This window comes from Phycisphaerae bacterium, assembly GCA_012729815.1.
GTDB lineage: Bacteria > Planctomycetota > Phycisphaerae > JAAYCJ01 > JAAYCJ01 > JAAYCJ01.
The window spans coordinates 1-3,531 of record JAAYCJ010000252.1; the positions used below are offsets into that span (position 1 = coordinate 1).

Annotated in this window: 3 protein-coding genes; all 3 read left to right on the plus strand. The window is 63.5% G+C overall.

The window, feature by feature from the left end:
- Positions 1 to 305: 305 nt before the first annotated feature.
- Positions 306 to 1,838, plus strand: a complete 1,533-nt coding sequence (gene cobA / locus GXY33_16865; protein ID NLX06810.1) for a uroporphyrinogen-III C-methyltransferase — start codon at positions 306 to 308, stop codon at positions 1,836 to 1,838.
- Positions 1,838 to 2,209, plus strand: a complete 372-nt coding sequence (locus GXY33_16870) for a hypothetical protein (protein NLX06811.1) — start codon at positions 1,838 to 1,840, stop codon at positions 2,207 to 2,209. Before cobA ends, GXY33_16870 begins: the two co-directional genes overlap by 1 nt.
- Positions 2,210 to 2,476: 267 nt before the next feature.
- A partial coding sequence (locus GXY33_16875; protein ID NLX06812.1) for a hypothetical protein occupies positions 2,477 to 3,531 on the plus strand: 1,055 nt, incomplete at its 3' end.

The following is a 3,531-nucleotide window of genomic DNA, read 5'->3' on the forward strand; positions in this document are numbered from 1 at the left end:
GGACGCCGTGGACCGACATCATCGTCCGGCCTTCCGGCTGGGTGTAGATCGCATAGCCGGCGATGTCCACGCCATCGCCCGGACTGGCCACGAAGATTTCTTTCCGCACTGCATTCATGAGGCGATCTCCTCGTCGTGTCCGTCTTTGGGCTGTTGTGAATACCAAGCGGGCGGTTGTTTCTCAACACTTCATTCGTTTTCCGGTTCGCGCGGGCGGGGCGGGTCGGCTGGATTTTGGGCCACCGCGCGGACCATCCGCCGTATAATGGACGCCGCGCATCACGTTGTCGCAAGAGGGAAGCAGAATGGGCAAGGTCATACTGGTTGGGGCGGGACCGGGCGATCCGGATCTGATCACGGTCCGCGGACGGCGGTGGCTGGAGCGGGCGGATGTGATTGTGGCCGATCGCCTGGTCAGTTCGCAGTTGCTCGACCGGCTGCCGGCGGAGAAGCTGGTCGACGTGGGCAAGGGGCCGACCGCCGGCGGCAAGGCCCAGGCTCAGATCAACCGCCTGCTGATCGAGCTGGCCGGGCGACACGAGACGGTGGTGCGGCTTAAGGGGGGCGATCCGCTGATCTTCGGGCGGGGCGGCGAGGAGCTTGAGGCCCTGGTCGAGGCGGGAATTGCATTCGAGATCGTGCCGGGCATCACCGCAGCCCAAGCCGTCTGTTACGCGGGTATCCCGCTGACGCACCGGGACCTGACGAGCACGGTGGCCCTGGCCACGGGGCGCGAGTCGCCGGACAAGGAGGTCTCGCGGCTGGATCACGCGGCCATGGCCAAGATGGGCACGCTGGCGTTCTACATGTCCGTCGGCACGCTGGCTGGGCAACTGCGGCAGTTGGTGGAGGGGGGTCTGTTTGCGGAGACGCCGGCGGCGGTGGTCGAGAACGCCTCGACGGGTCTGCAGCGGACAATAATTGCGACGGTGGCCAGGTTGGCTGAGGAGGCTGAGCGTCATCGCATCCAGCCGCCGGCGCTGGTGGTAATCGGCGAGGTGACGGAACTGCGAACGCGGTTTGAATGGTTCGAACACAAGCCGCTGGCGGGACAGGTGGTGGCGTTGACCCAGCCGGCGGAGCGGATCGAGCGGACCGAACGGCTGATCACCGATCTGGGCGGGTACGCGGTGTCGATCCCGTCGATCCGGACTGAGCCCGTGACGGACACCAAGGCATTGGACGAGGCGCTTGGCCGGATCGGCGAGTACGACTGGCTGGTGATCACCAGCCAGGTCGGAGCTCGCGTGTTTTTTGAACGGTTTCTGCCAATCCAGAGGGACATTCGCAAGCTGGCGGACGTAAAGATCGCGGTGATCGGATCGGCCACCGCGGAGGAGTTTCGCCGATGGGGCATCGAGCCGGACGCCATGCCCGGGCAATTTACCAGCGATAGGCTTGCCGAGACGTTGATCGGTCGAGGGATGGCGGGCCGGCGCATTTTGATGATTCGGTCGGAGATTGCGCCGGACGACCTGGAAAAACGGCTGCAAGAGGCCGGGGCGAACGTCCATAACATCGTGGGCTATCGAACGGTGACGCCGGAGCGGATCGAGCCTTCGGCCCTGGCCCGTATCGAGCGGCTCGAACGATTCGACTGGGTGCTGTTCTCGAGCGCCTCGACAGTGGATGGTTTTTTCAAGCTCATCCAACAGCACGGTCTGGACGGAAAACTGACCTCAGCCAGATACGCCTGCATCGGTCCGGTGACGGCTGAGCGGCTGCGGCAGTCGGGGCGCGAGCCGTCGGTTGTCTCCACCGAGCACACGCTCGAAGGCCTGGTCGAGGCCGTGCGGCAGCAACATAGACCCCGAGCCGACAAGACAGGAGGTTCGTGATGGGCGGAATGTTTTGGGCGACGCGAGGATGGGACGCCGAGCGGTCGGAGATTTCCTCGGACGCGGCGCGATCCAAGGCCAACCGCGCCGCTGAGCACGTGCGGCAGTTGGAGGAGCGGGTGGACCACCTGACGCTGATCGCGATGGCGATGTGGTCGCTGCTGAGGGAAAAGACGGGCCTGACGGATGAGGAACTGGCCCAGCGGGTCCAGGATATCGACCTTCAGGACGGCACGCTGGACGGCCGGGTGCGCAAGACGGACATCGTCCGCTGCCGCCACTGCGACCGGCCCATGTCGCCCCGCCACATCCGCTGCCTCTACTGCGGCACCCTTCGATCCGCGGATGGGGCATTCGATAAGCTGCTCTGATGGCTACTTATAATTGCTTCGTACAGTTCCGACAGCGGTCGTCGAACTCGATCGTACCGGCCCAACGAAATACCCCAAGTCTCCCATCTTGCCAGCCACTCGACCCGATGTTACCACTTTATCAAAATTAACATTCTTTGACGCATTCGTATCGTAGAGTTAATTTAGAGAGCTTTTTCTCTGACAACTGTCGAAGCACGGCTCAACCACCACCAGGGATACAACGCTCCAACCGGAGCTGTGCATACCACAGTAAGGAGAAAAGCAATGAGACAGCGGGCAGTCAGTCAGGCAGTCGGTTCGGGGAGACAGAGACGTCGTGCGGCGGCCGTGGTGTGGACGGCGATTTTTCTGACCACGGCGCTGGGGTTTGCCGCCCTGGCCGTTGACATGGGGTATCTCCATGCGACGCGGGCGGAACTTCAGCGGACGGCGGACGCCGCGGCCATGGCGGCGGCGGCCAAACTGGCCGGCGGCGAGGGCGACCTGGAGACGCAGGTTTTCCTGGCCGCGCGGGAGTTCAGCCTCAAGAACAAGGCGGCGGGCGTGGCCATCGACATTGCGCCGAGCGACATCGTGACCGGCCGATCCGTGCTGGGCGAGAATGGCAGGTACGTATTTGAAGAGGGCGTCGAGCCACCCGACGCGGTGAAGGTGAGGGTGCGGATGGCGTCGGATTCGCCGAACGGCCCGGTTTCGCTGTTCTTCGGCCCGCTGATGGGGGTCAATACGGCGAATATTGGGGCTTCGGCGACGGCGATGCTGGTGCCGCGGGACATCGTGATCGTGATGGACCTGTCGAACTCGATGAGCTACGACAGCCAGCTCAAGCACGAGAGCGAGACGGAGATCAACATTCAGCAGGTCTGGGAGGATCTGGGCTCGCCGACCTTCGGCAACATGACCGTCTTTCACAACAGCGCGGGTGAGATGCCCTATCACTCTTCGTCGCTCTCGACCAGTACGATCAAGAGCCGCCTGGGCCTGAACAGCGTGCCGTACCCCTATCCCCAGGGAAGCTGGAACGAGTACATCGACTACGTCAAGACCAAGCTGGACGACTACGGCCGCGACCCTGACGAACGGGCCTACGAGGACCGCTACGGCGTGCGGACCTTCGTCCACTACCTGTTGGACAAGCGGCACTGCGAGTGGGAGACGCCGCAGTTGGCCAACGCCCGCGTTCAGCCGACCTACGCGGTGAAAGAAGCCGTTGACGTGTTGTGTCAGTACCTGATCTCAATGGACAGCGCCGATCAGGTGGGGTTGGTGTCCTACAGCGACAGCGCGCGGCTCGAGCAGGGGCTGACGTTCGATCTTCA

Coding starts and splice junctions, on each gene's coding strand:
- cobA (NLX06810.1), top strand. CDS start 306: ATGGGCAAGGTCATACTGGTTGGGGCGGGACCGGGCGATCCGGATCTG.
- GXY33_16870 (NLX06811.1), top strand. CDS start 1,838: ATGGGCGGAATGTTTTGGGCGACGCGAGGATGGGACGCCGAGCGGTCG.